At 45.5% G+C, this 24,451-nt stretch carries 35 protein-coding genes and 1 pseudogene; 9 read left to right on the forward strand and 27 right to left on the reverse strand.

The window, feature by feature from the left end; translation table 11 throughout:
• Positions 1–119: 119 nt before the first annotated feature.
• The 8 genes from RS881_RS54380 to RS881_RS54410 all read left to right on the forward strand — a co-directional run bounded on the left by RS881_RS54380 (position 120) and on the right by RS881_RS54410 (position 2,768).
• Entirely contained in the window at positions 120–338 is a 219-nt protein-coding gene (locus RS881_RS54380) for a DeoR family transcriptional regulator (protein WP_315818434.1), read from the forward strand.
• Between the two features lie 29 nt (positions 339–367).
• A complete protein-coding gene (locus RS881_RS54385; RefSeq protein WP_315818435.1) occupies positions 368–667 on the forward strand; it encodes a DeoR/GlpR family DNA-binding transcription regulator in 300 nt (99 codons plus the stop codon).
• Positions 664–834 carry a DeoR/GlpR family DNA-binding transcription regulator gene (locus RS881_RS54390; protein ID WP_315818436.1) on the forward strand — a complete coding sequence of 57 codons (171 nt, stop codon included), beginning with the start codon at positions 664–666 and terminating at the stop codon, positions 832–834. Before RS881_RS54385 ends, RS881_RS54390 begins: the two co-directional genes overlap by 4 nt.
• Positions 835–858: 24 nt before the next feature.
• Positions 859–1,287, forward strand: a complete 429-nt coding sequence (locus tag RS881_RS54395; protein WP_315818437.1) for a DJ-1/PfpI family protein — start codon at positions 859–861, stop codon at positions 1,285–1,287.
• Complete coding sequence (locus RS881_RS54400; protein WP_315818438.1) at positions 1,284–1,592, forward strand: helix-turn-helix domain-containing protein; 309 nt, start codon at positions 1,284–1,286, stop codon at positions 1,590–1,592. The genes RS881_RS54395 and RS881_RS54400 overlap by 4 nt, the downstream gene beginning before the upstream one ends.
• 29 nt (positions 1,593–1,621) lie before the next feature.
• Positions 1,622–1,810 carry a helix-turn-helix domain-containing protein gene (locus tag RS881_RS54405; RefSeq protein ID WP_315818439.1) on the forward strand — a complete coding sequence of 63 codons (189 nt, stop codon included), beginning with the start codon at positions 1,622–1,624 and terminating at the stop codon, positions 1,808–1,810.
• 92 nt (positions 1,811–1,902) lie between these two features.
• Entirely contained in the window at positions 1,903–2,193 is a 291-nt protein-coding gene (locus RS881_RS61240) for a heavy metal-binding domain-containing protein (RefSeq protein WP_350340049.1), read from the forward strand.
• Positions 2,190–2,768, forward strand: a complete 579-nt coding sequence (locus RS881_RS54410) for a DJ-1/PfpI family protein (RefSeq protein WP_315818440.1) — start codon at positions 2,190–2,192, stop codon at positions 2,766–2,768. The genes RS881_RS61240 and RS881_RS54410 overlap by 4 nt, the downstream gene beginning before the upstream one ends.
• 181 nt (positions 2,769–2,949) lie before the next feature.
• Here the strand turns inward: RS881_RS54410 and RS881_RS54415 are convergent, their stop codons facing one another.
• The 15 genes from RS881_RS54415 to add form a co-directional block, all read right to left on the reverse strand.
• Positions 2,950–3,387, reverse strand: a complete 438-nt coding sequence (locus RS881_RS54415; protein ID WP_315818441.1) for an ATP-binding cassette domain-containing protein — start codon at positions 3,385–3,387, stop codon at positions 2,950–2,952.
• A 213-nt stretch (positions 3,388–3,600) separates the two neighbouring features.
• The gene (locus tag RS881_RS54420) at positions 3,601–3,741 is read right to left on the reverse strand and encodes a hypothetical protein (RefSeq protein ID WP_315818442.1); all 141 of its coding nucleotides are present in this window, start codon (positions 3,739–3,741) and stop codon (positions 3,601–3,603) included.
• 45 nt (positions 3,742–3,786) lie between these two features.
• Positions 3,787–4,389, reverse strand: coding sequence for an ABC transporter permease family protein (locus RS881_RS54425; RefSeq protein ID WP_315818443.1), 603 nt, complete (start codon positions 4,387–4,389; stop codon positions 3,787–3,789).
• A 388-nt stretch (positions 4,390–4,777) separates the two neighbouring features.
• The gene (locus RS881_RS54430; RefSeq protein ID WP_315818444.1) at positions 4,778–6,574 is read right to left on the reverse strand and encodes an OmpA family protein; all 1,797 of its coding nucleotides are present in this window, start codon (positions 6,572–6,574) and stop codon (positions 4,778–4,780) included.
• Positions 6,575–6,597: 23 nt separating this feature from the next.
• On the reverse strand, positions 6,598–6,885 hold the full coding sequence (locus tag RS881_RS54435) for a hypothetical protein (protein WP_315818445.1): 288 nt from the start codon (positions 6,883–6,885) through the stop codon (positions 6,598–6,600).
• Complete coding sequence (locus RS881_RS54440) at positions 6,837–7,592, reverse strand: hypothetical protein (protein ID WP_315818446.1); 756 nt, start codon at positions 7,590–7,592, stop codon at positions 6,837–6,839. The genes RS881_RS54435 and RS881_RS54440 overlap by 49 nt, the downstream gene beginning before the upstream one ends.
• Entirely contained in the window at positions 7,586–8,407 is an 822-nt protein-coding gene (locus RS881_RS54445) for a hypothetical protein (protein ID WP_315818447.1), read from the reverse strand. The genes RS881_RS54440 and RS881_RS54445 overlap by 7 nt, the downstream gene beginning before the upstream one ends.
• Before the next feature lie 308 nt (positions 8,408–8,715).
• Complete coding sequence (locus RS881_RS54450; protein ID WP_315818448.1) at positions 8,716–9,261, reverse strand: dihydrofolate reductase family protein; 546 nt, start codon at positions 9,259–9,261, stop codon at positions 8,716–8,718.
• A gap of 134 nt (positions 9,262–9,395) precedes the next feature.
• Positions 9,396–9,563 carry a DUF6691 family protein gene (locus RS881_RS54455; protein WP_315818449.1) on the reverse strand — a complete coding sequence of 56 codons (168 nt, stop codon included), beginning with the start codon at positions 9,561–9,563 and terminating at the stop codon, positions 9,396–9,398.
• Entirely contained in the window at positions 9,560–9,889 is a 330-nt protein-coding gene (locus RS881_RS54460) for a hypothetical protein (protein ID WP_315818450.1), read from the reverse strand. Before RS881_RS54460 ends, RS881_RS54455 begins: the two co-directional genes overlap by 4 nt.
• 3 nt (positions 9,890–9,892) lie before the next feature.
• Positions 9,893–10,261 carry a YeeE/YedE family protein gene (locus RS881_RS62130; protein ID WP_315818451.1) on the reverse strand — a complete coding sequence of 123 codons (369 nt, stop codon included), beginning with the start codon at positions 10,259–10,261 and terminating at the stop codon, positions 9,893–9,895.
• Complete coding sequence (locus RS881_RS62135; protein ID WP_315818452.1) at positions 10,252–10,464, reverse strand: hypothetical protein; 213 nt, start codon at positions 10,462–10,464, stop codon at positions 10,252–10,254. Before RS881_RS62135 ends, RS881_RS62130 begins: the two co-directional genes overlap by 10 nt.
• A gap of 14 nt (positions 10,465–10,478) precedes the next feature.
• The gene (locus RS881_RS54475) at positions 10,479–11,897 is read right to left on the reverse strand and encodes an MBL fold metallo-hydrolase (protein WP_315818453.1); all 1,419 of its coding nucleotides are present in this window, start codon (positions 11,895–11,897) and stop codon (positions 10,479–10,481) included.
• A gap of 282 nt (positions 11,898–12,179) precedes the next feature.
• Positions 12,180–12,815 (reverse strand): Crp/Fnr family transcriptional regulator, encoded by a 636-nt coding sequence (locus RS881_RS54480; protein WP_315818454.1) that lies wholly within the window; start codon positions 12,813–12,815, stop codon positions 12,180–12,182.
• Positions 12,816–12,913: 98 nt separating this feature from the next.
• Positions 12,914–13,957 (reverse strand): adenosine deaminase, encoded by a 1,044-nt coding sequence (gene add, locus RS881_RS54485; RefSeq protein ID WP_315818455.1) that lies wholly within the window; start codon positions 13,955–13,957, stop codon positions 12,914–12,916.
• 69 nt (positions 13,958–14,026) lie between these two features.
• On the opposite strand from add, the gene RS881_RS54490 reads away from it, so the two are divergent.
• Positions 14,027–14,656: a Crp/Fnr family transcriptional regulator gene (locus RS881_RS54490; protein ID WP_315818456.1), complete on the forward strand. Its 630-nt coding sequence runs from the start codon at positions 14,027–14,029 to the stop codon at positions 14,654–14,656.
• Positions 14,657–14,939: 283 nt separating this feature from the next.
• Here RS881_RS54490 and RS881_RS54495 read toward each other — a convergent pair whose 3' ends face one another.
• The 12 genes and pseudogenes from RS881_RS54495 to RS881_RS54550 all read right to left on the reverse strand — a co-directional run bounded on the left by RS881_RS54495 (position 14,940) and on the right by RS881_RS54550 (position 24,374).
• A complete protein-coding gene (locus tag RS881_RS54495) occupies positions 14,940–16,160 on the reverse strand; it encodes an IS4 family transposase (protein ID WP_315824452.1) in 1,221 nt (406 codons plus the stop codon).
• Between the two features lie 170 nt (positions 16,161–16,330).
• Positions 16,331–17,053, reverse strand: a complete 723-nt coding sequence (locus RS881_RS54500; protein WP_315818457.1) for an SMUG2 DNA glycosylase family protein — start codon at positions 17,051–17,053, stop codon at positions 16,331–16,333.
• A 339-nt stretch (positions 17,054–17,392) separates the two neighbouring features.
• Complete coding sequence (locus tag RS881_RS54505) at positions 17,393–18,832, reverse strand: GDSL-type esterase/lipase family protein (protein ID WP_315818458.1); 1,440 nt, start codon at positions 18,830–18,832, stop codon at positions 17,393–17,395.
• A gap of 106 nt (positions 18,833–18,938) precedes the next feature.
• Complete coding sequence (locus tag RS881_RS54510) at positions 18,939–19,478, reverse strand: MFS transporter (protein ID WP_315824929.1); 540 nt, start codon at positions 19,476–19,478, stop codon at positions 18,939–18,941.
• A 3-nt stretch (positions 19,479–19,481) separates the two neighbouring features.
• Positions 19,482–20,578: pseudogene (locus tag RS881_RS54515) on the reverse strand (IS630 family transposase).
• Between the two features lie 43 nt (positions 20,579–20,621).
• The gene (locus RS881_RS54520) at positions 20,622–20,915 is read right to left on the reverse strand and encodes an MFS transporter (protein ID WP_315818459.1); all 294 of its coding nucleotides are present in this window, start codon (positions 20,913–20,915) and stop codon (positions 20,622–20,624) included.
• Positions 20,905–21,216: an MFS transporter gene (locus tag RS881_RS54525; protein WP_315818460.1), complete on the reverse strand. Its 312-nt coding sequence runs from the start codon at positions 21,214–21,216 to the stop codon at positions 20,905–20,907. Before RS881_RS54525 ends, RS881_RS54520 begins: the two co-directional genes overlap by 11 nt.
• Before the next feature lie 14 nt (positions 21,217–21,230).
• Positions 21,231–21,461 carry a hypothetical protein gene (locus RS881_RS54530; RefSeq protein ID WP_315818461.1) on the reverse strand — a complete coding sequence of 77 codons (231 nt, stop codon included), beginning with the start codon at positions 21,459–21,461 and terminating at the stop codon, positions 21,231–21,233.
• A gap of 8 nt (positions 21,462–21,469) precedes the next feature.
• Entirely contained in the window at positions 21,470–21,676 is a 207-nt protein-coding gene (locus tag RS881_RS54535) for a hypothetical protein (RefSeq protein WP_315818462.1), read from the reverse strand.
• A gap of 132 nt (positions 21,677–21,808) precedes the next feature.
• Positions 21,809–22,726 carry a haloalkane dehalogenase gene (locus RS881_RS54540; protein WP_315818463.1) on the reverse strand — a complete coding sequence of 306 codons (918 nt, stop codon included), beginning with the start codon at positions 22,724–22,726 and terminating at the stop codon, positions 21,809–21,811.
• A gap of 207 nt (positions 22,727–22,933) precedes the next feature.
• Entirely contained in the window at positions 22,934–23,251 is a 318-nt protein-coding gene (locus RS881_RS54545; RefSeq protein ID WP_315818464.1) for a hypothetical protein, read from the reverse strand.
• Positions 23,252–23,396: 145 nt separating this feature from the next.
• Positions 23,397–24,374, reverse strand: a complete 978-nt coding sequence (locus RS881_RS54550; protein WP_315818465.1) for an aminotransferase-like domain-containing protein — start codon at positions 24,372–24,374, stop codon at positions 23,397–23,399.
• Between the last annotated feature and the right edge of the window lie 77 nt (positions 24,375–24,451).

The following is a 24,451-nucleotide window of genomic DNA, read 5'->3' on the forward strand; positions in this document are numbered from 1 at the left end:
CTGGACTTAACAATAAACCCCTCCTAGCTTCAGTTTTAATACCATATAATCAGGCAGCATGTTCAAAAAAAAAAGAAAGACAAGCTTATATCTTAAAACAGATCACAGAACACCAACGGGTGATCTCTGCCGATATTTCCCAACAAATGAATGTTTCTGAAGATACCATCCGCCGCGACCTACAGGAACTGGCCAATAAAGGCAAACTCATCAAAGTACATGGCGGCGCTTTATCCCTGGATTATACCGAAGAAAAGGTCCAACTTCCCCAACAGGAAAAAAAACAGTCCCCGACCATTCCCTACCCCTTCCCGAAAAGATCATCGCCCAGAAGGTAGCCCACCTCATTCACCGGGGCATGTTCGTCATGACAAGCGGCGGCAGTACTACCGCCCAACTGGCGCGGACCTTGCCCGAAGACCTCAAAGCCACCTTTATTTCAGGAAGCATACAAGCCATCGTTGAATTTACCCGCCACCCCACCATTGATGTGATCATTATAGGAGATAAAGTATCTAAAAATGGAAAACTTACCGTGGGCAGTGAAGCCATTTCTAAAATAAAACAGATCAAAGCCGACATTTGCCTGTTAGACATACAAGCTATTGACGTTCAAAATGGCATCAGTGAAATTGATTGGGAAATAGCACAGATAAAAAAGCCATGATCGAAAGCTCACAGAAGGTCATTGGCTTATGTAAAGCAGAAAGGATCAATATGGTAAAGCCTGTTCAACTTTGTCCCCTCACCCATCTCCACGGCCTCATTACAGAACTCGACGAAAGCAATGAACTGCTGAACCCCTATCGCGCAGCCGGCCTCACCATCATATAAATTTCTTGTATACCTTTATGACACATGCTCCAACAGGTCAATAAAGAAACCGTACAAATTGTTTTTGTAATCCCACCCCAGGTACACCTGCTGGATATTACCGGCCCCGCCCATATCTTCTACGAAGCATTAAGCTATGGTGCACCTGTGCAATTGTATTTCACCAATGTCCATACGAACCAACCCTCCATTGAAAGCAGCAGCCAGCTCTCATTAGCAGGCCTGGTTGATTTTAATACCCTCACCTTGCATAAAGGAGATCTCATATTTGTTCCCGGACTCGAAGCGAATCTTTTATTAGACCATCATTTTCTCACCGTTTCCTCCCGCCCCTTTCAACAGTGGCTCATCCATCAATACCAGCAGGAAGTAACCGTTTGCTCAGTATGTACTGGCTCTTACCTGCTGGCACAGGCAGGCTTACTTAACCAAAAACCATGCACCACCCATTGAAGTACCTCGAACGCTTTACCCAGCGTTATCCCCAGGCACAGGTACAGCAAAACCGCCTCTTTGTACAGTCCGGCAACCTGTATACCAGCGCCGGAGTAGCAGCCGGCATAGACCTTTCCTTATATCTTTTAGAACAATTATTTGGCTCCCGCTTTGCCGCCCAAATAGCCAAAGAAGTAGTTGTATACCTCCGCAGATCTTCCACCGATCCCCAGCTTAGCGTATTTATGCAATACCGCAACCATTTAGACGATCGGATCCATAAAGCACAGGATATCCTGTCCCAATCACTCGATAAAAACTGAATATTGAACAACTGGCCGAACAGGTACACATGAGTGGGCGTAACCTTACTCGCCTGTTTAGAAAAACAACCCATATCACCATTAACCAATACCTCGATCAGCTTCGCACCGAACGCGCCCGCCAACTAATCCGCGAAGGCCATACCATGCAATCCATAGCAACCTCCTGTGGCCTCAAAAGCACCAATCGCCTGCGCCAACTCCTCAACAAAACATAGCCAGCCTCCCATGCCCCAAATACACGCTTAAAAGCAGGGACATTTCGCTCATAGCTCGCAGCTCGTAGCTCAAAGCTTGTACTCACATCAACTTGTCCCAATACTGCGCTATCCTGTCCTGGTCCCACCCAACCACCCCACCTATTTTTGTAAAAAGATATAGCCATGAAAAAATACATGCACCATTTCCTTATCCTCTTTTATCACTAACAGCCGTTCTACCCTCAACAGCCCAACAACCCAAAGCCTGGTACTGCCCGCCCTGCAATAACTCCTGCGACAGCCTTGTTTTCAATGCCCCAGGCAGATGCCCTCATTGCGGTATGGAACTGCTACAGCAAACACCCGAAGAACACCGTAAAGCCATGAACACAAAAAAATGACCATCGCCTTCTACCTCCAAAATGGTGTGGAAGTACTCGACTTTGCAGGTCCCATGGAAGTTTTCTCCTACGCCCAGTTTGAAGTATTTGTTGTTTCCAAAACCAAAGACCCTATCAAATCCCAGGGCATCCTTACTATAATCCCCGATTACAGTATTGAAGATGCCCCAAAGGCCGATATCATTGCCTTTTTTGGTGGCAATGCCAGTAGAGCAACCAACGATCCCCAGGTAATTGCCTGGTTAAAACGCCAATCCAATCCCGATTACTATTTCTCCGTTTGTACCGGCGCTTTTATATTGGGCAAGGCAGGTCTTTTAAATGGTCTCACCGTTACTACCTTCCACGAAAGCATTGACAATCTGCAAACCGCAGTACCATCAGCCAAAGTATTATCCAATGTACGTTTTGTAGATAATGGTAAGGTGATCACCACAGCCGGCATATCCGCTGGGATCGATGGCGCATTGCACCTGGTGGCCAAAATACGTGGAGAAGAAACCGCCCGCAGGGTAGCCACTTACATGGAATACGATAAGTGGGTACCCAACCTGGGACTTGTTATAAAAAAGTAAAATACTTTCACGCAGAAGCTCCAGGTTGGCAGATAGAAAGGCGTAAATCAAAGACCCTGCCCACACCGTGCCTCTGCGTGAAACTTAATCATCCGTAGTTAAATTCCCTAAGTAAAACTTGCCTCATCCCACAGGGGCATTGCCAATTGCCGATTGCCGTCCCAACGAAGCAAGCGCCCCATTAGCCCTTCAGCATAATCTCCTTGATACCCTGAACACAAGCAAAATGTTCCGGCGACATCCCTTCATGCCAGGCCAATCCCATCTGCTTCAGGTCAAAATGCTTCAATACCGTACCCACATTGACCACATTTCCTTGCTCATCCTGCGGATAACCGATGATATAAATTGAATCCGCCAATTCTACCGCCAATTCAATATCATGCGTACTAAAGATGATGGTATTCAAATCATGCCGCTGACTGATCAACTCAAAGGCTTTCTTTACACTCACGATATTGCCAATATCCAGGCCCGAAAATGGCTCATCCAACACCATATAGTAACCCGAACTCAGCAACTGCTCAAGGATCGCCGTACGCTGCCGTTGCCCACCCGAAAGAAAATTTGGATACTGGTCCTTCACTTTTTCCAACCCCCACTCCTGCAGATAATGCATGACCTCCTCTTTTTTTCTGCTTTTGTCAAATCACTTTTTCGCAAGGCAAACCACAAAGCCTGGTAAACTGTTTTATGACGGAACAACGTATATTTCTGATTCACAAAACCCACATCCCCTCCTGTACCAGCTTGGCAGCTTGTTTTCCATTACTGGCTGGTTTGGAATAATCAGGAATAAGCACCTTACCCGATGTTGGTTGCTCCAGGCCCGTTAAAGCCCTAAAAGAGTCGATTTACCCCGGCCCGAACGACCCAATACAGCAATCACCTGTCCCTGCGATTTGCCCTCCCGCACGGTGTCTTTTTCTACAATATTCACCGCTTGCAGGATCACCTTATCTCCATAAGCCACCGTCAGGTTATCTACACGCAGTATCGTATCTTTTGTTCGTATGAGTTAGACATATTGATTAGAAAGTTGAATACTTAAAAATGATTTCCGCCCTACCTGCAACACTTTATCAAGCAATAAGCCTACTAATAGAATTACCAATTGCAGCGCCACAATACGGCCATGATTCATGAACTTATCACTGTTCTTGATCAACACACCCAACCCACCCGCTGCTACCAGGATCGACTCTACCGTTACCAACATCATCCAGGTAATTGACAGGTTTTGCCGCAATACGTCCACCACATAATCCAATCGCCCCTTGATCACTACCTCCCACAATACTACCCACCGGCTACACTTCAAAGAACGCGCATGATCAATTTCTTCCATGGGTATATCTTTCAATACCGCCATTAAAGAGGTAATAAAATACAAACTCATAAATACAAACAATACACTTACCTGCATCGCACGTGCGTCTTTCACCAGGATAGCCAGGTAAAAAGTAATACCCGTCAGTGGCAGGTAGCGCAGCTTACTGAACGTTTGAGCCAGTGGCTTTAAGGCTGGCAGTGGTGATAAATAAACCATCACAAACGATACAACGATGGAGAGTAACGTTGCTTGCAAACAAAGACTCAGCGAGCTGGCCACATGTACCACCAGCCCTTCCTTATACAAAGAACTGAATCCCTCCCACCTGCCCCGGCGTGGGGAACAAATGTTTGTTCCCCGCCGAAGACAAGAACCAATAGCCAAACACAAGAAAAACCACAGTCCACCAATCAATAATTGCTGCTTCCTGTCAACCGTTTCAAAAGGCCGAAGCCACCTTTTTATTTCCATATTTAATTAGTATAAAGTATTTACCATTTTTACAAAACCAGCTAACCCGCGCCCCGTTCAAAGCAAACGTCCTTCTCTATTCACCTCAAAAGCTTTTCACACCACTTTCCCTTTCCTCAAAGCAAAAGCTTCCTCACCCATGGTGAAACCATTTACCACCAGCTACTCACTCCCGAAAACTTTCGGGACCACCAGGCTTTCCTCGCTATTTCAAAAGACTAATCACCACCCGCCTGTTCTTGGCCTTGCCGACAGGCGTATTATTATCCGCAGTAGGCTCATCCTGCCCCTTCCCATCAATTTTCTGGAAACGGCTAGTAGGAATACCTTTCTGAATAAGATAGTTTTTTACTGCTTCTGCACGGGCAGTCGACAATGAGTAATTGCCTTCTTGAGTACCCGTATTATCAGTATGCCCTACTAATTCCAGCTTGGAGTCCTCTGCCTGTACCAGCAGGTTATAGATCTGCTCCAATACGTCCTTTGCTTCGGGGCGGATGGTAGCGCGGCCTGGGTCAAAGTTGATACGCCATTCTCCCGAGGCCATTACACTGGTAGCATTTTTGGAATAGTCCGTAGCATAAGTAGCCCCTGCATCTATATCCTTCACCTCTTTCAGGAACGATAAATTCACTGCTTCTTCATAAGGAACAATCCGTTTTACGTTCTGATTAAAACCAGCAGGATTCAACTCCTTCAGATATCGTGATACCTGGTCATATACCGCTTTGTAACGGTTGGTTCCATCCGTAATACCATAATACTGATTGGCATCAGCCAGGTTAAACACCCTGGAACCACCCATATTATACGATATACCCCCTTTCTCCCCTTGCTGACCTTTGAACATATTGTACCAGTATTCAGGCGTTTCCATATTAAACAACTTGGCAGTTGTTTCCGAAGCCCTTTTCCTCCAGGTTTCATATTGCTTCATCTGGTTGGAAGCAGTATAGGCCGACTTCAAAATATTACTCACGATCCCTTTATTACCTTCCGCCCACTGACGTACAAAAATGAGCGTAGTAGCCATCTGGTTGTTAAACTCTTTTGTAGATACTACATCCGTAAACCCTGTCAAAGCATCAAATACCATCTTATCGCCAGGTGTCCAGGTAGCACAACCATCTACCTTCTTGTCAATCGTTTTGCCTGTCAGTTTCCCAGCCTTTACCTCCTTCAAAGGAACCGTCCACTTCTGCGTTTGAGACTTGATCAACTCCTTCGCTGATTCGATATAGTCGTCATTGGCTGAAGCAAGGAAGTTCACCGCTTCTGCATCATAGGTAGAGGGGTCAGGATTGATCTTGATACCATTGGCCGAAGCGTAGTTCACTGCCGTAACCCAATCACCATCCCCAATGACTGCCGATACCAACGCTCCTTTCATCGATTGCGGATTCATTTTCCAACTGGGTGGCCCAATCAGCTTGTCTTCACCATAACTTAAGCCAACCACACCAACCACTTGCCATTGGTATTTACCAGCACCATACTTGTCATCCAATGCCTGCTGCGCAGAGCTTATGTAGAAGGGAACCCCATCACCCATGATCATAATACCAGCAGCACCTTCCTTGGGAAAACTATTTCCTTTGTCGAATTCTTCTACAAACTTCATCTGCAGGTTGCGTAACTCCGTCAGCCAGTCCTGGCGGATGATCTCCAGGTTCACCCCATTCTTTTCCATCATTGAACCCTTCGTAGTCTTGGGTCCCCCATTGGCCACAATAATACCCGATTGTGCATTCCACGCATAGCCCGCTATTCGTACCAAAGGTTTGGATGCCACCTCCGGAGAGGCTTCTTCTACAGGTACGGGCAATTCAGCCGAAGTAGTTACATTATTTACATCTTTGTTGGATACCTCTAGTTTCTCAACAACTTTCGATTCATCAACCCGTAAACCCGGGGAGAGAAAATAAACACCACCACCCACTACACCCGCAATCGCCAGAGTGATAAGCGTTTTAGAAAAAAAGGTAAGATTTGACCATTTCATGTTCTGTATGATTTATTAAGCGTTTAATTAAATATATCTCCGAATCCTTTGCTCTCTTGCTTGTCTTCCTGCGACAACTGATAATTCGGATTACTGTATTTCTTCGATTCAGGGATTTCATAATTGTCCGTCTTGATTTGATCGGCCAGCTTGTCCAGCTTGGTATACAACTCATCACTGTCAAGTGAGTATTGGCTCGTCAACGAATCAAGGTCCAGCAAGTTTTCACGCGTACTGGCCAGGTCAAGTGCAATCGTATCCGTTACCACATCCAGCGCATATTCCAGCTCCCAGCCTTTTGTAAACAACATCGCACTCCTGGCTTGTTCCGTAGCACTGCGGGCTGCCTGCGCAAAAGCATACTCTTTTTCAGCATATCTATACTCACTTCAAAATCAGCCACCTTGATCTCCATGGCCGTATCTACCATATTCAGCTTCCGGTCAAGCTTGCCAATCACATGCGCACGGCTACCGTACTTGCGTACCAATCCCGTACTTTGATTCAACATATGACTCACCCGCTGTGCCTCACTCAGCGTTTTCATAATATTCGTTTGCAGCTCCACATATTCATCCGAATCTTTTGCCGCTTCCCCTTTTCGCTGCTCTATTTCTTGCATCTTTTGCTTCGTAGTAGCTGCACGCGTTTGCAAGGTCAGTACCTTCTCCTGGTAATCCTTGGCCTCTTTTTCAGCTTTGATCGATTCCGCCTCCATACCCGATTTCAGCGCCTTGATCTTTGCTTTGGCCTCCTTGAACTCAACACGGTGCTGGATCATCTTATCCTTTTGTTCCTCCAACTCACCGAAAGGATCATTACGGATCAACATCTTATGCATAGTCCGCGCGAGCTTCTTCATACCCTTTATGATCACCGGCAACATAATAAAGAAGCCAATCACCAGTACAGCCGCTGCAATAGCCCCCAGCGCCTGCCCGATCCAGGTAAATACGATAGGCAAAATAAATTGGTACAGGCCCCAGGCAAAGGTGCCCAACAGTACCAGACCTACCACCCAGGCAATACCTTTTTCTCCCTTTCTCCAGTTCTTGGGATTAAAAGTGATCTGGCTTTTTCAAAGTGTTTGAGGATAGGTAGCTCAAGCACCTTGTTCATTTCTACTGACATACTATTTGGTTGTGTTTGGTTCTTACTTAATAAAACGGGCAATCCCTCCCGGATCTGCTCCAATTTTTCAATGCTGATTGTCCGTGCTGCATCATTAGCCGCCAACTTTTCCCTAATGGCTTTCTCCTGCGGAGCAAATCCTTCATCAATCTTTGCCAGCATAACCTTCTTTTGCCCAACACCTGTTTCCAATTGCTGCAACTCAGCCCGTAGCTGTGCAATACGCATCGCCCCCTGATCTATCTCACCTTGCAAGTGCCCTTTATCCGTATTCTTTTTTTCTTCCAGCGATCGTAACTTTGCCTGCCCCTGATTTACATATTGACCATGCACTTCATTGATCTTGCTGATATAAAAACCAGCATCCTGTAATAACTTCTGTACCGTAATGGTTTTGTCCATCGACTTTGCCATTTGGTAAGCTAACCGATAAGTATGCTCGCCCGATTGTCCCGTACTGCTGATCGCCTTATAGAATTCATAAAAATCATAACCAGGCATATTGATCGATTCCAATCCCGATTCATAGACCTCTATCACTTCAGCCACCCCAGCATCATTACCAGGTAATGGGGTAGGGCTGCTTTTAACAGCAGGCACAATGGGTTCACTGGTCGGGAAAGAAAAAGCAGGTTCAGCCTCTTCTTTTCCAGCTTTAGGTTCATCTGTTTTTACAAACAGATGTTTCCAACTTTTAAGCATGGAACGTAATGTTTATGTAGTAATTAATATTGCATGGTGCAGAAAGTATACCGTGATACTATTGTAACATCAGTGTGTGTCGTTACAAAAATGTTACAAAAGGAATATTTATATATTTTTCTGAAACTACATGCAACCCAAACCAAGCGTAGTAGCGTATTTTAAAATATTACAGCTTACCCATAAAATATTTTTCATGGAGTATAACTTCCTCATAAATACCCTATTCCGTAGGGTATACCAATAAAAAAGCCACCTGGAATTACCAGATGGCCTTCATTTCAAACACTTAAACCCCTATCAACTAATTAACCACTCAATTTCTCAACCCTTTTTTCATACCACAACTGCACCAGCCCCGAAGGAAAACTGATACTGCGCGTAAGCGTCAGGCTTTGCTCTTGCAACCCATCCCTGAACAGCCTCACACCAGTACCTACCAGGTGAGGGATAATTGAAATGATCATCCGGTCAACCAACGACTCTTTCAACAATTCATATACCAGATCACCACCGCCGTCACAATAAAGATTTTTACCAGGTTGTTGTTGCAAGGTTTCAATCAGACTTTTAATAGGACCATTGTGATACGTTACATTTTCATCTGTCCCAGTCCTTGTTCTTGATAAAACATATACTTTCTCCTTGCTGTACAAAGACCCGATGCCCATTGCCTTGACCTTATCATAGGTCTTTCTTCCCCAGATCACCGTATCTACTGATTGTTTAAAATCCGCATAACCATAATCTTCTCCAGGCAGCTCCACGATAGAAAGAAAATCAATATTATCTTCATCCTTAGCTATATACCCATCAATGCTCATCGCGATAAATAAAAATACTTGTCTTTTCATGTATACTATTTAGGAGCCAAAATAACTCATTAATTAATAACCAATTCTTAAAAGCCAACTTCTATTTCCCAACAGCCAAATCCCAATGCCTATCAGCTAAAAACCAACGCCTTGCCTCCCACAGCTAACACCCCTCAATGCGGCAGCTTATCCCTGAACCGTCCATATACCCAGGTGCCGGCAATCGCACTCAACAATACCACTACTATGACCGTAGCTCCTGTACCAATTTGCGCAAACAAAGGCCCCGGACATGCCCCCGTTATTGCCCAGCCCAGGCCAAACATCAAGCCCCCAATCACCTGTCCCTTATGGAATTTCTTGAGTGGAATACCACCGGCTCCCCATAGATCGTTTTGATCTTGAATCGCTTGATCACCCATACCGAGATCATACCTACTACTACGGCCGATCCAATCACGCCATACATGTGGAAACTTTGGAAACGGAACATCTCTTGTATCCTGAACCAACTGACTATTTCAGCCTTTACAAAAACGATCCCGAACAATACACCCACAATAAGGTATTTAATATTATGGTACCACTTATTCGTCAGCTGCGATTCATTCACACTTACTGTATCCTGTGTGCGAACTTCAAAATCTGTTTCTGCTATTGTTTGCATAACTTATAACGATAAAATAAATGGTAAAATTAAATTGGCCATGATCAAGCCCCCGACCATAAAACTGATGGTGGCCACCAAGGAGGGCCATTGCAACATACTAAGGCCCGTTATGGCATGACCGCTGGTACAGCCACCCGCATAACGCGTTCCAAACCCTACCAGGAAACCGCCACCCACCATCATTAGCAAGCCCCTCACCGTAAAGAGCTGTTTCCAACTGAATACTTCAGGCGGAACCAGGTTTGCATAATTTTGGATGCCATATCCCGATAACTCCGTTGCCAGCGCCGGGTTTACCTGTACTGGTTGTGGATTAGCGAGTAGCCAGGCCGAAATGATACCGCCCAGCAAAATCCCCGCTACAAACACCAGGTTCCAAACCTCCTTCTTCCAGTTGTATTTAAAAAGGGAATATTGGCCGGCAGGCACATCGCGCAGATATGCCGCAGGTTGGCCGAAATGCCAAAACTTTTATTGCCCAGCAACAACAAAGCTGGTACCGTTAAGCCGATCAGCGGCCCCGCCACATACCAGGGCCAGGGCTGCCTGATCCCATCAATAATAGTATTCATAGTTTTATAGTATATTAAAGCATAGCGGTTGGACAAACGTAATCACTAATAACAAACTTTCCCGAATCCTTGATCGCCTTAAATCCTCCTTGCACATCAATGAGCTTGTCAAAGCCACGGGCACGCAGGATCGAATTAAAGATCATCGAGCGATAGCCGCCCGCACAATGTATATACGAGGTTTTGTTTTTATCCAGTTTGGCCACTTGGTCATTAATATAATCCAATGGCATATTTTCTGCCCCATTTACATGCTCCGCAACATATTCACTGTCCTTACGCACATCCACAATGGATAGACCGGCATCTTTTTCCAGCCGCACGGCAAGCTCGTCTGCCGTGATCGACTCTATCTCATCTATCTCCTTTCCCGCTTGCTTCCAGGCTTTCATGCCGCCCTGCAAATAACCGATCGAATGATCATATCCAACCCTCGCCAACCTTGTTACAACCTCTTCTTCCCGCCCCGCCTCCGCTATGATCAGGATCGGCTGATGAATGTCCGTCACCAGCGCCCCTACCCAGGGAGCAAAATTGCCGTCAATACCAATATTTACAGCATTGGGAATAAACCCTTTTGCAAATACTTCCGGCGCCCGTGTATCCAGCATCAGCGCTCCCGTTTCATTGGCGGCAGCTTCAAAGGCTTCTGCACTCAATGGCTGCGTTCCTTGCTTTAATACCTGTGCAATATTCTCATATCCTTCCTTATTCATTTTTACATTCTGCGGAAAATAAGCAGGTGGGGGCAATAATCCAGTAGTTACTTCTGTAATAAATTCCTCCTTCGTCATATCAGCCCGCAAAGCATAGTTGAATTCCTTTTGGTGCCCCAACGTATCAGACGTTTCCTTGGCCATATTTTTACCACAGGCCGAACCCGCTCCATGCGCCGGGTAAACAACAATATGATCCGCCAACGGCATGATCTTATTACGCAAAGAATCAAACAAAGTACCGGCCATCTCTTCCTGCGTCATATCCGCTGCCTTCTGCGCCAGGTCGGGACGGCCCACATCGCCTATAAATAATGTATCCCCCGAAAACAAAGCTACCTCCTTCCCTGTTTCATCCGCCAGCAGGTAACACGTCGATTCCATCGTATGTCCGGGCGTATGCAATACCTTAATCGTTACATCACCCAGCTTAAATACTTCCTGGTCCTTTGCGATGATTGCTTCAAAGGCCGGGGCCGCCAGGGGGCCATATACGATCTTCGCTCCCGTTGCCTTGGCCAGGTCAATATGGCCCGACACAAAATCAGCATGAAAATGCGTCTCAAAAATATATTTGATCGTGGCCCCATTAGCCGCCGCCTTGGTGATATAAGGTTGTATCTCCCGCAACGGGTCAATAATAGCCACTTCAGTACCCGATTGGATATAATATGCTCCCTGCGCCAGGCAACCCGTATAAATTTGTTCTATTTTCATATCATTCCCTTTATTTTATAATGTTTTCAACCACAAAATTGTTTATTTAACCACCCGCAAACCATGACTTTCGCCGGGTACGCCAACCAGTCCCATTGCTATCATAGCCCTTTCAATTACAGGACAAAGTTGCCAAAGGCTGGCATTCTGTACGGTGACAATTGTCACACAGCCATCCGTTCCACAAAAATTGTTCGTAATAACCTCTCTATGTGCAGATTATGTAGTCCCTCAAAAAAAACACGCAACAGGTATTCCCATCAATCCTTTAGATCCTCAGGATCATACTAACCATTCTATATAATTACGGTGAAGGACCAGGCGTTTTTGTTGCTCCATTTTTTTCAACAACCTCGATACAACCTCCCTTGAAGTGTTGAGGTCCTTGGCAATCGCCTGGTGCGTGATAGTAAGTTCACGACTCTGAAGCTTTTGATACTGGTTTTTGAGATAAAATTCCAGTCGCTCGTCCATTCCCTTGAAGATCACCTGGTCAATAACTACCAGCAGTTCCTCAAACCGTGAACGGTATGTTTCGATCACAAAATTATTCCAACTTTTAAATTGCTGCATGACGTCATCCATCATCCCAATGGGCATTAACAATACCACCGAATCTTCTTCCGCAATAGCCATTACCTCACTGGTTTGTTGACGCGTAGCGCAAAGCATCGAAAGCGCACAGGCCTGACCCGGTTCGAGGTAATACATAAAAAATTCACCTCCTTCCTCCCCTTCCCGGTACAGCTTGGCCCTGCCTTCCACAATAAGCATCGTAGAACGGATATACTGCCCTGTTTGTACCATCTTCTCCCCAGCCTGCAAGGGCTTCACAACACAATGCCTTGCCAATACCTCCCGCAAAGCTGGTTCAAACTGTGGGAACCGTTCATCCAGGTATTCAATAGCACCCTTCATACTTCCAAAGATACACACTCCTCTCCGAAGCAACCGCATTGCCGGTTGCCGACTGCCGATGCACGATCACGCCCCCTACTTCCCGCGGTATCCCGCAATCAACCGTTCCGCAGCAAATGCTTATTTTCATCACTCGTAAAGGCATGACTTACCGCTTCCAGGTTACAACGCAAGAAATGCGCCTTCGTCCAGTGAAACGTGTCTTCCAGCAATTGATACTCTGAACCAAGACTTACATCCGAAATAGTGCGCGCATCTGTATTGATGCTCATCGACACTCCTGCTTCATAGATCTTATTCACCGTATGGTGCTCGATCCGGTCGTAAATAGCCGTTTGCATATTACTCGTAGGACAAACTTCCAGGTGAATATCATGCTTCTTCAGATAATCCATCAGCGATGCGTCCTCCATACTCCGCACTCCATGACCAATACGCGAAGGACGAAAATGTTCCAGCGTTTCCCATACACTGCCAGCCCCTTTGGCTTCTCCCGCATGCGCTGTGCAGGGAATTCCTTTTTCATGCGCATACTTAAAAGCCGCAGTATGATTGTCAATAGGAAAGCCGGCTTCATCAGCCGCAATATCAAAACCTGCAATATGCGTCCCTTTAAACTGATCAACCAGCATCACCGTTTCCATACTTTGCATGGTTGAGTAATGACGCAACGTACAAAGGATGATTCCCACTTGTACCCCTGTTTGCCGAACACCTGCTTCTACCGCATCATTCACCACCTGTACCACCTGTACCGGCGTAAGACCTTTTTGAAGGTGTTGAAGCGGGGCAAAGCGCAACTCTGCATAGATCACATTATCTTTCTTCAACTGTTTAATTACATCCAGCGTTACCAGCCTCAACTGCTCCTCTGTTTGCATCAGGTCCACCGCTTTTACCGCGCGGGTAATATAATCTGCCAAATCCATGCATTTGACAGGTGCAATAAAATCCCGCTTATATTCAGCCAGCGTGATGCCAGGGCTCAACTGCTGTACCACCTCATAACTGAGCGAACAATCCAGGTGCTGGTGCAATTCTATCTTGGGCAAGGCCCCAATATCTACTTTACTACTATTGTTGTTACACGATAACATACAAATGATCGTTGTGACCACCGTAAGCGGTCTAATTAACCACATCTTGTTTATTTTTTTGCAAAATAGCTTTCCCTACCAAAAAGATGGGACATTTGTCCCGCACAAACAGCTATGATACGAACCAACCAGGATCTGCTGCAATTTATTATACAACAAGAGGGTATACAGCAACAAACCCTAAAGCCCGGACAGAAATTATTACACCAGGATGGCAAACCCCTGCATGCCTACATTATCAGGCAGGGCATTGCCAAATGCTATATTACCGAAGAGAATGGCAAAGATTATATCCTGGAATTTTTTGGAGAAGGCGAAGTTTTGGGTGAGCTGGAATTGTTACAGAATACAACCATCCTAAGTACCGTAGAAGCCGTTACCGAATTGATGCTGTATAAAATAAGTGGCAGTAGCTTTTGGCAATTATTGGAAACCAATCCTCATTTCAACCGGATCATTCTAAAAGAACTCGCCACCAGGGTAAGCCAGTTGGCCATACGCGTATCTTATCAGCAACTATACCCCATTGAATATACCGTATTAAAACTATTGTCTTTGTTCTCCCACCAGGAGCTGACCTTGTCCAAACAAGACCTGGCCGATTACCTGGCTATTTCCCTTAGAAGCCTGAATCGCACCCTGAAACAATTACGCGAGAAATGCTTTATCCCCGACGATAGCCTCCACCTCCACCTCTCCCAACCAGAACTGGATAAACTATTAAAACGATTCGACGAACTATAACACTTTTTAACCACCCATCAAGGCAAAAGAACAGAAAAGTCCCTGCCAGGCAAGGCACTTACAATATCTGGCGCAAAGTATGCTGACTGGCCCAGCGCCTTGGCCTACTTGTACCCTCCATTTATAACAATTCACAATTCAATGTCGTTTAGTTAGCTACAATTGTTTGTAATTCATAGCAGGAGGTTTCTTGGTGCGTTTTTTCTGGGCGCTTTTCTTTTGGGCCGGATGATTTCGGTCGTTACCCTTAATATTTTATCAAAGGCTGCTAATGCAGGCCTGATCATCTTTTCAATGAATAATTTATGGGCAATTTCCTGACCATAGCCAGGGCATTGGTGCGATTTATTTTATGAGGATGTTTTCTTCTACCCTGCGCTTGTTCTTGCTTTAGCTTTTCCTCCAGTGGGAAGGCTAACACTGCCATCATAGACATCATGAATACCTTGGCATAAAAGTCCTGTTTGACTGCAATGGCAGTTTTGCCAGAGAAAGATTCAAATTGAAGCCGGCATTTGTACAGTTTATAACCTTCCTCAATATTCCATCGATAATTATATAATTCCCCAAAGTTCTCGTATGGAAGTTTTTGATTATCCAGTACAGATGTACAAAGCACTTCCCGGCTTCCATCTGGCAATTCTATCACTACTAATCGGCATCTTATTTCCCGGTCATTGGTGTTATATTGACTGAGCAGGTCATTATGATTTGCTGGTAATTTAAATGTGACTTCTTTATCCTTTTCCCCTTCATGTAACATCTTCCTCACCTCCAGCCACCAATCATCCCGCATTCGAATACAATAATCGATGCCCTTCATCTTTAACTCAAAAAGCAACGCCAAGCTCGGATATCCTCTGTCCATGATCAGCAGATCTTTTCCTGATTCTACCTGCCCTAAATGTTTGCGGGCCAGTTTTGTTTCTGGTACATCATAGCGATCTATACAGGCATCCAATGTGGTAAAGTTTAATACATCATACAGCATCGATATCCTCGCTACACTTTGGGGTGAGGATGCCTGTGGGCCAAAATTGGTAATGCCGAACTCCTCCGTTACTGTTTTATGTTTAGGCAATACTATAGTACTGCCATCTATGCTCAACAATCGCCATCCTCGCCAGGTCAGGTAAGGCGCGTTTTTATAGAAGGATCTGATGCCAACCTGATTCAACTCAATAAATGCCTCAGGTTTTAACTTCACCCGTGCTTGGCTAAAAGCACCCTTGGTTACATGTTGTATACTAAAATCCTTTGATTTGATCTTCTGGTAGAAGCTATTGAGTTCCCGTTGTATAGAGCGGCTTAGTCCTTGCGTAAGTAATGTTATTAGATCTATGAAGTGTAATTTTCGTTTACGGGAAAATCCATTTCCGCCGTCTTTCGAACGGCTTCTTTCAACAAATTTCTCATCTTCTATGGTTTGAATTACGTCATCAATACAATTTTCCCGAAAATCGATTAAAGGAGTTGGATCGTTTAAACAGCCCCTATAATCTATATCCCAAAAATAACGCCCACAATTGAATTACAACCAATTGTCAAAGAACTTTTAATTTATTGCATTTCGAATGCTTCGAGCATTAACTAAACGACATTGATTCACAATTGCCCAATTCATAAAAAAACTCACTCCCGAAAACTTTCGCGACCACATGCCATACTCCCCTCTCACATCCCCGCTTCCTCAAATGCCGCCAGGTACTTATCAATATACACCTGCTTGGCCTTTAACTTGTATTGCATCACAAACCGTGGGTGTTCCAATGCTACGATCTTACCAAAAAATTGCTCCTTTTCATTGAGCTGACGCAAGAACTTTTCATTCTTACCCGTACCAAAGCAAAAGCATACATCTGTTTTTACCCCCATCCCTATTTGTTTACGGATATTGTCTACAATGAAATCATATACTGCATTCGTCAGTTCCTTGCTATCATAGTAGTTATAATTGACCTCTTTACCATTGGGACCAATCGAGGTAAACCCCAGGGGGCTCATGGAGTTGATGTATATCTTATTATAAAAGGCTTTTACACCTCCAAAGGCATTGATCACATCATAGACGAATACCGAGGAAGGCTCATGCGTTTCCTTACTTGTATAAGGAATGCCACATTCATTTTTAAGCCGTTTGGTATCTGTAAAAGGAATACCTGTAACGCCACCACCAAACCGGCCGGGATTAATGCCCAGGATCAGGTACCGTACCTGATGATCGTTGTAAAATTTTTTGTAAAATGAAGAAGCAATAGGAAGTACATGTGCTTCTTCCTGGAAAGGATTCATAATACGTATCCCCGCAGGCAACTTGCCTTCATAGTGAACATGCTTATTAAAATCTATCACCCGGTCTGCAAAGGTCATCAATGCCGCTGCTTTCTTTTGTGCCATCCTTTCACGTTTAGAGTAACGAAAATAGCACAAAACCGCATCTCTGCATTGCCCACCATTGAGTATTGAACATTTGACAATTCAAGCAAAAGCATTTCCAAACCTGGAGCAAGTATACAGCCTAGCCTAGTGAGCTAGTGTACTTATGTCCAACTGGTAAGTTTACCAGTCATTCAAATCTACAGGTCGTCTAAAGCAAATAACCAAAGCAATACATGGGGAGGAGTGGGCCAGTCTGGCCGCCCGGAGGATCGGGCCAGACTTGATTTTTGGTTCTTTTGCATCAAGGCAAAAGAACAGAAAAAGCCCTTGGGGCTAACCCAAATTGAATTTGTGCCCCTACTTACCTGCTGCCTTCACAATAAACTCCACTATCGGTGTAGGATTGGGCAAGCTATGCGGATGATGCTTAAAGCCCGCCTTATAGATAACCGTAATATTCCCTTTCAGTGCCTTTACCTTTTCCACAAAGGGGATCGTATTTTCTTCCGGCGCTACTGCTTCATCCGCATCCGCACAAAGGATCAGGATCGGATAATGACCCTTTACAATTTGAGGTACTTTCTCAATAGGGCTGCCTTTAAATCCTTGCACCTGCTCAAGGCTCGTTAGTTGATAATCCGTTTTAAACAACTCGTATTCCTTTGGATAGGCGGGTAACCTGCCCAATCCCGCCGGCCATGATTTCAGGTCCAGAACCGGATTATCTACATATACAGCGGCTACCCGGTCGGGGTTTTCAGCTGCCCAGTTAAAGGCATATACTCCGCCGCGACTCATACCTTCCAATATCGTTTTCTTTGCCAATCCGTTTTTTGTCATCAAGGCATAGTAAGCATTCCAGGCACTAATAGCTTCCGGGTTACCAAACAACTCCGCCACATCACAATAAACTATATGAAAGCCACGCTCCAGCAAAGCAATATCAGCCTGAGGCTCATGCCCCCAAAACCTGGCCCGCCATACCCAGGGACGGTTAGGCGCCACCCATTTCGGTTTTACCACCTTGCATTTCCTGGTCATATAATTGAAATCTGCACGCACATAACCATAAAAAGAGCTTTTCTTCATAGAGTCTTGCACAAAATGAGGAAGCTGCGTAAAAATATTAAAGACAGTATCCCGTTTGGCGGTAAGGAGTGCATGCAGCCGCTGCGCGTAGATACCCGCCCCTTCTCCATTGGGATGAATTTTATCAGGCATCAGTTTTTCCTGGTCTACAAATAGCGAGTGCATATCTACCACCTCTACCTGTTCGTTATAAGCTACCTGTTGTATACGCGGTATAATATCCTTTACAATCACCCGGTCATAGATCTGTGTCGTATCTCTGAGAAAAGAAGGAATGGGCAGTAATAAAATAATGCGGGGGTGTGATGACAATTGCCTGAAAGATTGAATCAGTTCAGCATAGTCCTTTTCATATTCCCCCAGGTATACCCGGTTGATCAATTTACTGTCATTACCACCCAGGTCTATTACAACAATATCAGGCAAGTTATTCAGAGCCGCCTGATATTGAGGGGTATTCCAATAGGGTTTGTCTCCTTTGTGCAGCAGCGTAGTGCCGCTTACCCCATAATTAGCTATTGCGTAATCCTTTCCCAGCAGCGTTTGCAACTGGGCGGGAAAGGAATATTGTTCCCTATTATCAATTCCATGTCCATACGTAATGCTGGCGCCAATACAGGCTACTTTTTGGGTGGCCAGACAGGAAAACATGGCCAATAACACGAGGATAAAACAGGCAAACGATTTCATGCTGCCGAAGATCGTCATTCTTTGTTGATCTTTTTCTCCCGAAGCCGGTTAAAAACAAGGGCGCATACAAAACACAGTCCTGCCAGTATGCTCCACAATAAAATATAGCCGCCCTGCATCACGATCAAGGCCCCGCCCACCGGACCAACAATATTGGCCACCGACCACGACAAAGCAAAAGCAGCAGCATATTTCCCCTGCTATGTTCATCGGCCCTTTGCATCACCACCGTATTGATAAAAGGCATCGCCATCATTTCTCCAAATGTCAGGAACAATACAGCGCTGGCGGCGATCAACAAGGCTGGCAGACCTGGCAAGCCCAGACACAAATAACCAATCCCTGTAAAAAATACACCGGCTACAATATAGTATACATGCCGCTGCTTGCCTTCCCAATGCCTTACCAGCACCATTTCAAATAAGGCAATGATCACTCCGTTCAATCCCAATAACAAACCAATCACCGATTCATTGATATGCAATTCTTCTTTCCAGTATACCGGCACCAGCCGAAACATCAGGATAAAACAAGTGGTATAAAGCGTAGCCAATAACAGGAAGCGCAGTAAGTAAGGGTCTTTCCAGGGCGAACTGATTTTGAAAGAGAGGTCTGGAGTAACTGCTTTTTGAGGCCCTTTCCTTCCCCTAGTGTAGTGACAAATTAATTATGAAACGTAGTGTTTAGAAAGTTTTTATCTGCGTCCTGCTGTGTAAACTTCCATTCGATGTCACATTTATTACGATTGCGCTTTTGCTCCAGGCGTGGATGTCAGTGATCAATTTTTTCTTTGATTCTATCCTGCCGCCGGTACACTGCCTATCCATAATATTGATTTCAATTTCTGCCATATTCAGCCAACTTGCATGTTTCGGGGTGTAAATAAATCTTATTCGCTTCAGTATCCGGGAAGCTTTTTTGATGCCCCATTGTTTCATAAAAGGAACGTTCAAAATGTGTATTTAAGTTGTCCACGACTAACTGTATGTAATCGGCTTTTGGAAAATGGTTGTTCAGCAGTTCTTCAACGAAGCAGGCAAAGTCCGCCTTTGTTCTTGTATCTGTTACCTTCACGATACGCTTTCCGGCTTTGGGTACAACTGCAACGAATATGTTACAGGTTCCTTTTCGCTTGTATTCGTAATCATACTTTTCCGGATTTCCGGGTTTGGCCGCTATCGGTGAACGGCTGTCCATTAATAACTGTTTACTTTTTCATCCAGGCAGATCACCGGGTGTTTATCGTCATATGGCTGCTTGTAAAGATCCAGGAGCCGGTACATTCGTTTACGATATTCCGGGGTTATCTCCTGAATGCACCACATCTTCCTTAACCAAGGCTTACATTCATTTTTTTAACACCAGCCGCACACTTTCGCGGCTGATCTGTTCAAAACCGGGTTTGGACCGGATCACTTCTGTGAGTAAACGTATTGTCCAACGCTTTCTGCCTGCAGGGCACGGACCACAGGCTAATGAGGCCAATTCAGCTTCATGATCGCTTGTATACTTCACCGGCTGACCTGTACGACTTTCTTCCTCAATGGCCGCCTCTATCCCTTGTTCCAGATAACGATTCTTTGTGCGCCAGACCGTGATACGGTCGACTCCCAGGAACTCCTCTATCTCTGACGCCTTCTTCCCTTTGTGAAGAAGCAATAGCACATTAATGCGGTTATATCTGCGCAACCCCAAATCCTTACCTTGCTTTTTAGACTCTAGAAAGGATAGTTCTTTCCGGTTAAGCTTTAAGGATAATGCCATATTAGTGTCGATTTAGAGCACTAATATACAAAATGTTTCATAATTAATTTGTCATTACACTAGGTAGCAACACCATCACCAGTAACCCTACCAGGATATAAGCAATCCCTTCTACCCAAAACAACAACTGATAATGAATGGCTGCCAGTATGCCCGCCATAGAGCTCCCTACTGCCCAACCTATATTCATGGCCAACCGGTTGAGCGAGTAGGAGCGTGTAAGATTGGCCGGTGTTGAATAAGCCGCCACCGCTGCTACGTTGGCAGGCCTGAAGGATGCGGCCACAAAACTCAATCCTACTGATAAACCACACAAGACCCCGAAATTATTGATCATGCCAAAAGGATAAACAGTATCCCCCTATAATGGAAGAAAGGATCTGTACCGGCCTGAATCCTATTTTATCTATGAGGTAACCACCAGCCGCCGATCCCAATACAGCCCCTACTCCAAACAAAGTGATCACCATACCGGCATCGGCCACACTGCGATGCAGCTGCTGCGTGAGGTACATACTCATAAACGGCACCACCATGGTGCCGGCCCGGTTAACCAGGATAATAGCACTCAGCAGCCAGGTTTCCCGACTCAATCCCGTAAAGGAAGACCGATAGGTATGGGCAATTTTCAGGATCATACAAAAGCAGGTTATTAATTTTGCCGGCCCGCCCGCAATGCATCAATACTCCATGCATAGGCTGGCATAACAGCCAATAGGAAACTGCCCGCACTGGCCGTAAACACCGAATAATTCAATGGTGAGGTAATACCAAAAGCAACCGCCATACTCAAGGCGAAGCACAGCAACAATACCCCACTACCAATGGCCGCCCACTTCGTAAACCATCCTGCCAGCAGCAATACCCCAAAGACGATCTCCAATATCGTAGCTATGATGGCAAATACTTCCGCCAGTCCATACGGTAAAAGAACATCACCTCATGCGCATAAGCCGAAAAATGCGACCAGTCGCCCCAACTAACTTGCTTACCACCCGGAGGTCCCCAGGCACCCAGTCGGTCAAGTCCGGGCACCAGGTACGTAATACCCAGTGCCAAACGCAAAAACAATTGTGCAAATCCCAATTTCCTATTCATAATAATTGATTTAATACAATTTACACCCGTTCATGTCCTCTTCTCACCCTATTAACTTGCTTCAGCCCGTCGACCACTGCTTTGCAGTTACAGCACCTAAGGTTTCTCGCTCGCAGCTCATAGCTTAATTTCCTACACACAATCATTCAACACAAACTCCCGTACCGCTTCACCAATTTCAGCAGGAGAATCTTCTTGTATATAATGGATGCCTTTAACCGTTACTTCCCGTTGATTGGGCCAGGTTCTGCAAAAATCAAGCGCACGACCTACCAGCAGGGCGCCTGGCGTTGCCGAGATCAGCAATTTGGGAAACCGACTTTGCGCCAGCCATTGACCATATTGCTCTACCATACCTACAATATGCGGCGGCTCACCTTCAATCGGTATTTCACGCGGAAACTGCAAGGTGGGCAACCGGTCGGCAGGTTTGGTGAATGGGGCCCGGTAAGCATCCATTTCTTCCTCACTAAGCGTGCGGATAATACTCTTGGGCAAAACAGTTTCAATGAAGAAATTATCTTCCAGGATCATTTTCTCTCCTCTGTCCGAACGAAGTGCGCGGAAGATCCCATCCCGCCCATTTGGGAAATCACTCCATAAGCGTGGTTGCACGATCGCTTCCATATAGGCAATCCCTTTTATTTGATCCTGGTACCGGAAAGCCCGGTTAAAGCCCAACGCCGAGCCCCAGTCGTGCAATACCAGGATGATGTTTTGCTTCAGGCCCACGGCTTCAAACCAGGCATCCAGGTAGGCCACATGATCGGCAAAGCGATAATTTTTGCCGGGCGATTTGCTCGATTGCCCCATACCAATCAGATCCGGCGCCAGGCAACGGCGGTATTTACTCAACCAGGGAATAATATTGCGCCAAAGAAAAGAAGAAGTAGGATTACCATGTAAGAATACAACCGGATCACCTGTACCAGTATCAATATAACTCATTTCAGCATCCAGTACCTTGATCCTTTTACGAGGATGATTGTCCGTTGTACTAAAGGGCCCATTGTCTAATGATGTAGTAGTGTTTGATGGCATTGATTCCATGACTATTGGTTTTTTGTTTTCGAATCTGAAAACAAAACTAATAGCCCCTCGCCATAGCCTTTGGGTCCATTTTACCCAAACCAATAAGACCAATTGAGAATTAACTTACCCCCTACCATCGAAGCAAAAGATTGCCGACTGCCGACTGCCGATTGCCAGCTCAAACGCACTCACCATTCCCCTCCCTCAAACACTCCCTCAACAGTTCTACCCCACTTTCATTTTGTATTTCGTATAGGCTGTAAATCCCAGTAAGATCGCTGGCCGCAGTTCATGTTGCAATGAGAAACTACGTACAAATGAAACCGCCAACCCACGTTTCCTGATCCCTTCTTTAAACCTTACGATGTCTATCCCCTCTCGTAGCCAGCACAAGAGGTGCATGCCCGATGGAGCCATATTCACCTGCAGTTCATCATTGAGCTGTGTTTGCAACAATTGTAGTAATTGTTGTTGCCGTTCAGCATACAAAAACCGCATTTTACGGATATGCCGCAGGAAATACCCCCTTCCATAAATCCACATAAGATCATTTGTTCCATGATCGGTGATTGCCGGTCCTGGTTATCCTTCACCCGTTTGAACCGGTTGATAAGCTTTACAGAGGGTAGTACAATATAGGCCAGTCTTAACCCCGGAAACAATACTTTGCTGAAGGTGCCCGAGTAGATCACCCGGCCATGCCTATCCATTCCTTGTAAGCTGGGCAGTGGCCTTCCTTCATAGCGAAACTCACTGTCATAATCATCTTCCAGTATCCAGCTTTCCTGTTCATGGGCCCATTCGAGTAATTGTTCCCGCTTGGCTTGTGATAAAGTATACCCCAGGGGAATTGATGCGAGGGCGTCACGTAGGCCAATTTGGCATCGGGATAATGCCGTAGGCCATAACCAACATCCAGGCCATCTGTTTCTACCGGCACCGGGCAGATCGAGGCACCGGCATTGGTAAAAGCAATCTTGGCGCCATAATAACCCGGATCTTCCAGCCATACCCGGTCGCCTTTATTCAGTAAACATTCCACTACCAGGTTCAGGCCTTGCTGCGAACCTGTTACCACTATTACCTGTTCTGCTTCACAGATAACGGCCCGTGCTATACGCAGGTAAGCAGCAATCGCTTTACGCAGGTTCCAATAACCCAGCGTGTCTTCATAACCCAGGTGCGCCTGTTTAAGGTCTTTCAATACCTGGTTCCCTACCTGCTGCCATATTTTATAGGGGAATTGATCCAGTGCTGGCATACCTATCTGAAAAGCGATGGCGCCTATACGACTGCCTGTTTGAAGATTTTCAGGCGGCTCGGGTGATGCGCTTTTAGCAGCCACCGCCTTTATACCAGCCGTTTTATTGGGAGAAGCATTTAATAAATGATCAGGCAATTGTGCCGCTACAAAAGTGCCGGCCCCTGTTTTGCCCGATAAGTAGCCTTCCATGATCAGCTGTTCATAAGCCTGACTAACAATTACCCGCGCCACTCCCAGTTCTTTGGCCAGGTTCCTGCCCGGTGGCAGGCGGTCACCCGGTCGCAGCCTGTTCCCCAGGATCATCGCGCGAAACTGCTCATACAATTGTACGTAGAGCGGCGTAGCCGATTGCCGTGAAAGTTTAATCCCCGCCGGATTGATCTCTGATGATTCCTTTGCCATAATTATAGATCACTAAATTACACCACTCCCCACTCACTCCCGAATGCTTTCGGAACACCGAATATTGACTCCTTCTT

Origin of the sequence: Paraflavitalea speifideaquila, from assembly GCF_032395985.1 — a bacterium.
GTDB classification, from domain to species: domain Bacteria; phylum Bacteroidota; class Bacteroidia; order Chitinophagales; family Chitinophagaceae; genus Paraflavitalea; species Paraflavitalea speifideaquila.

What these genes read in the sequence shown, in the direction of transcription:
- RS881_RS54385 (WP_315818435.1), top strand. Translation starts at nt 368, where the DNA reads ATGACAAGCGGCGGCAGTACTACCGCCCAACTGGCGCGGACCTTGCCC.
- RS881_RS54390 (WP_315818436.1), top strand. Translation starts at nt 664, where the DNA reads ATGATCGAAAGCTCACAGAAGGTCATTGGCTTATGTAAAGCAGAAAGG.
- RS881_RS54395 (WP_315818437.1), top strand. Translation starts at nt 859, where the DNA reads ATGCTCCAACAGGTCAATAAAGAAACCGTACAAATTGTTTTTGTAATC.
- RS881_RS54405 (WP_315818439.1), top strand. Translation starts at nt 1,622, where the DNA reads ATGAGTGGGCGTAACCTTACTCGCCTGTTTAGAAAAACAACCCATATC.
- RS881_RS54410 (WP_315818440.1), top strand. Translation starts at nt 2,190, where the DNA reads ATGACCATCGCCTTCTACCTCCAAAATGGTGTGGAAGTACTCGACTTT.
- RS881_RS54415 (WP_315818441.1), bottom strand. Translation starts at nt 3,387, where the DNA reads ATGCATTATCTGCAGGAGTGGGGGTTGGAAAAAGTGAAGGACCAGTAT.
- RS881_RS54430 (WP_315818444.1), bottom strand. Translation starts at nt 6,574, where the DNA reads ATGAAATGGTCAAATCTTACCTTTTTTTCTAAAACGCTTATCACTCTG.
- RS881_RS54435 (WP_315818445.1), bottom strand. Translation starts at nt 6,885, where the DNA reads ATGTTGTTTACAAAAGGCTGGGAGCTGGAATATGCGCTGGATGTGGTA.
- RS881_RS54445 (WP_315818447.1), bottom strand. Translation starts at nt 8,407, where the DNA reads ATGCTTAAAAGTTGGAAACATCTGTTTGTAAAAACAGATGAACCTAAA.
- RS881_RS54450 (WP_315818448.1), bottom strand. Translation starts at nt 9,261, where the DNA reads ATGAAAAGACAAGTATTTTTATTTATCGCGATGAGCATTGATGGGTAT.
- RS881_RS54460 (WP_315818450.1), bottom strand. Translation starts at nt 9,889, where the DNA reads ATGCAAACAATAGCAGAAACAGATTTTGAAGTTCGCACACAGGATACA.
- RS881_RS62135 (WP_315818452.1), bottom strand. Translation starts at nt 10,464, where the DNA reads ATGAATACTATTATTGATGGGATCAGGCAGCCCTGGCCCTGGTATGTG.
- RS881_RS54475 (WP_315818453.1), bottom strand. Translation starts at nt 11,897, where the DNA reads ATGAAAATAGAACAAATTTATACGGGTTGCCTGGCGCAGGGAGCATAT.
- RS881_RS54480 (WP_315818454.1), bottom strand. Translation starts at nt 12,815, where the DNA reads ATGAAGGGTGCTATTGAATACCTGGATGAACGGTTCCCACAGTTTGAA.
- add (WP_315818455.1), bottom strand. Translation starts at nt 13,957, where the DNA reads ATGTGGTTAATTAGACCGCTTACGGTGGTCACAACGATCATTTGTATG.
- RS881_RS54490 (WP_315818456.1), top strand. Translation starts at nt 14,027, where the DNA reads ATGATACGAACCAACCAGGATCTGCTGCAATTTATTATACAACAAGAG.
- RS881_RS54500 (WP_315818457.1), bottom strand. Translation starts at nt 17,053, where the DNA reads ATGGCACAAAAGAAAGCAGCGGCATTGATGACCTTTGCAGACCGGGTG.
- RS881_RS54505 (WP_315818458.1), bottom strand. Translation starts at nt 18,832, where the DNA reads ATGACGATCTTCGGCAGCATGAAATCGTTTGCCTGTTTTATCCTCGTG.
- RS881_RS54520 (WP_315818459.1), bottom strand. Translation starts at nt 20,915, where the DNA reads ATGATCAATAATTTCGGGGTCTTGTGTGGTTTATCAGTAGGATTGAGT.
- RS881_RS54525 (WP_315818460.1), bottom strand. Translation starts at nt 21,216, where the DNA reads ATGATCCTGAAAATTGCCCATACCTATCGGTCTTCCTTTACGGGATTG.
- RS881_RS54535 (WP_315818462.1), bottom strand. Translation starts at nt 21,676, where the DNA reads ATGAATAGGAAATTGGGATTTGCACAATTGTTTTTGCGTTTGGCACTG.
- RS881_RS54540 (WP_315818463.1), bottom strand. Translation starts at nt 22,726, where the DNA reads ATGGAATCAATGCCATCAAACACTACTACATCATTAGACAATGGGCCC.
- RS881_RS54545 (WP_315818464.1), bottom strand. Translation starts at nt 23,251, where the DNA reads ATGTGGATTTATGGAAGGGGGTATTTCCTGCGGCATATCCGTAAAATG.
- RS881_RS54550 (WP_315818465.1), bottom strand. Translation starts at nt 24,374, where the DNA reads ATGGCAAAGGAATCATCAGAGATCAATCCGGCGGGGATTAAACTTTCA.